Here is a 2078-nt window from a genome sequence, read left to right as displayed (position 1 = left end):
AGATGGATGCCGGCTCGGTCCCCGCGCTGACCCACATCGTGCTCATCGACGGTTCGCCGGTGGAGGGTGCGGCCCTGCCCCAGATCACCCTGGCCGACCTGGAGAAGCGCGGCCGTGAGGTGCTGGCCGGCAACCCCGGCCTGATCGAGGGCATCGTGGCGGGCATCGGCCCGCAGAACCTGGCGACGCTGATCTACACCTCCGGCACCACCGGGCGCCCGAAGGGTGTCGAGCTGCTGCACGGCGGCTGGTGCTGGCAGGGCGTGGCGCAGGGCGCGATCGGCGTGCTGCTGCCCACCGATCTTCAGTTCCTCTGGCTGCCGCTGTCGCACTCGTTCGGCAAGACGCTGATCTGCGGCATCATCCATGTCGGGGCGCCGACCTACGTCGACGGCCGCGTGGACAAGATCGTCGAGAACCTCGGCGTCATCAAGCCGACGCTCATGTGCGCCGCGCCGCGCATCTTCGAGAAGGTCTACAACCGCGTGGTCACCCAGGCCCAGGCGGGCGGCGGGGCCAAGCTCAAGATCTTCGGCTGGGCCGTAAATGTCGGCAAGCAGAAGGTCGCCCTTGAGCAGAAGGGCCTGCCCGTCCCCGGCGGCCTCAAGTTCAAGTACGGCATCGCCCACAAGCTCGTCTTCAGCAAGCTGCACGCCCGCCTGGGCGGCAACATCCGCTACATGGTCTCCGGTTCTGCCGCGCTTTCGGTGCCGATCGCGGAGTTCTTCGCCGCGGCCGGCCTGCCCATCAGCGAGGGCTACGGCCTGACCGAGACCAGCGCCGGCAACTTCGTCAACCGTCCCGGCCAGTTGAAGATCGGCACCGTGGGTCAGGCCCTGGGCGACCTGGAGGTGCGCATCGACGAGGACGGCGAGATCCTGCTGCGGGGCACGCCGGTGATGCGCGGCTACCACAACCTGCCTGAGGAGACCGCGGCGGTCTTCACCGAGGACGGCTGGTTCCGCACCGGCGACATCGGGGAGCTTGACTCCGACGGCTACCTGAAGATCACCGACCGGAAGAAGGACCTGGTCAAAACGTCCGGCGGCAAGTACATCGCGCCCAGCCACATCGAAGGCATCTTCAAGTCGTTGTGCCCCTTCACCTCTCAGGCGCTGGTGATCGGCCAGTCGCGCAACTACTGCACGATGGTGGTGACGCTGGACCCCGAGTCCATCACCGCCTGGGCACCGACGGCCGGCGTCACCGACACCTCATATGAGGCGATTGTGTCCTCGCCGCAGGCCAACGCGATGGTCGCCGGTTACATCAAGGAGCTCAACACCAAGCTCAACCGCTGGGAGACGATCAAGAAGTTCACGATCCTGCCGCGCGACCTCACCATCGAGGACGGCGAGATCACACCCTCGATGAAGCTCAAGCGCCGCACCATCGAGGCCAACTTCTCCGGCGAGATCGAGAAGATGTACGAAGGACAGCTCGCCGAGATCTGACCCCAAGATCCCGCAATTTGCCTGGCAATCCACCACTCGACGGCACCTCGAAGCGTGGATTGCCAGGCAAATTGTGATTCAGGCGATGAGTTCCGGCTCGTTCCACTGTGGACGCAGGGCGGTGCGGTCGAGGTCATAGCGGGCCGCCGCGATCCGGCGCACCCCGTCGAGCAGTTCCGGGATCGACTGGGTGAACGGCAGGCGCAGGAACCGTTCGAGCGTGCCGTCGACGCCGAAACGCGGACCGGGCGCGATGCGCACCCCCAAGGTCTCCACGGCACGCGCGAGCGCGCTTGAGACCGGCCCGTCCAGCTCCGCCCACAGCGTCACCCCGCCGGCCGGGGGCGTGATCCGCCAGGCGGGCAGGTGCTCAGCGACCGCCGCGAGCAACGCATCCCGTTGCGCCGCAAGCTGTTTGAGCCGCTCCGCGATGACCCTGTCGGCCACCTCCAGCAGGCGCACCCCGACGAGCTGGTCGAGGACGGGTCCGGCGGTGTCGACGCCCACGCGGGCGGCGGCCAGCCGCTGCACCGTCGGAGCCGAGGCGCGTACCCAGCCGATGCGCAGGCCGCCCCAGAAGGGTTTGCTCATGCCGCCGATGGTGAGCACCCGCCCGTGCCGGTC

General features: G+C 67.8%; 2 protein-coding genes. One reads left to right on the top strand and one right to left on the bottom strand.

The genetic code is table 11. The features are described 5' to 3' along the window. Positions 1–1454, top strand: a 1454-nt coding sequence (locus VFM98_RS23115; protein ID WP_325112244.1) for an AMP-dependent synthetase/ligase, incomplete at its 5' end; no start/stop codon positions are given. A gap of 78 nt (positions 1455–1532) precedes the next feature. Here the strand turns inward: VFM98_RS23115 and VFM98_RS23110 are convergent. Beyond that, positions 1533–2078: aminotransferase class I/II-fold pyridoxal phosphate-dependent enzyme (locus VFM98_RS23110; RefSeq protein ID WP_325112243.1), on the bottom strand; the 546-nt coding region annotated here is incomplete at its 5' end.

Source organism: Ramlibacter sp., assembly GCF_035706265.1.
GTDB lineage: Bacteria > Pseudomonadota > Gammaproteobacteria > Burkholderiales > Burkholderiaceae_C > Ramlibacter.
Note: the sequence above shows the minus strand (reverse complement) of the source record. Positions and strands in the feature narration are given on the sequence as shown.